The 592-nt window shown below is 64.0% G+C and carries 1 protein-coding gene; it reads left to right on the top strand.

What is annotated here, in order from left to right; genetic code table 11:
• Nucleotides 1–182, top strand: a 182-nt coding sequence (locus NKH05_RS33035; RefSeq protein ID WP_353027109.1) for a transposase, incomplete at its 5' end; no start/stop codon positions are given.
• Nucleotides 183–592 lie beyond the last annotated feature (410 nt).

Raw genomic sequence — 592 nt, forward strand, 5'->3', positions numbered from 1 at the left:
CGATGCCGAGGCGCTCGAGCTTTGCCGTCGCCCAATTCGACACGCTGCGATTGCGCCTCATCAAAATCGCTGCGCGGGTGGTCGAGATGAAATCGCAAATCCGTCTGCACCTGCCGACATCGTGCCCCGACCAGCGCATCCTGCGCATCGTCCTCGATCGCATCCCTCAACTCGTGACATAACGATGGGGCGCAGACGCCCCGAAACGAACCCGTCGACCGCAACCTGCAAACCCCCGCCTGCCATCACGACGAAGCAATCCCGGCGCCTGACGAGGCGCGTGGAAAAGCACCACAACGGCGACCACAACGTCGCTTCAGGCGGTCAAAAGCTTATCGCCGTGCATCAAGGCGGCTAGAAGCGCGCCGGCAGCCTGGCGGGGGGCTTGGGGTTAGACTGCCGGCGCACGCCACTCATGAAGAGCGGCCCCTTTTTGCGGTTCCGACACCCATAGTCAACCCGGCAGCGTCTGGATGCCCGCTGTGCTCTTTTCAGAGCGGCTCGCGATGCCGGCCATGTCGGCCGATCCTGCCTAGGATGGGGGGCCACTCTCGTCGGCCGAGTTGATGCTCCAGCCAGTATCGCCTTGCCG

Source organism: Mesorhizobium sp. M1399 (assembly GCF_040317735.1).
GTDB lineage: Bacteria > Pseudomonadota > Alphaproteobacteria > Rhizobiales > Rhizobiaceae > Mesorhizobium.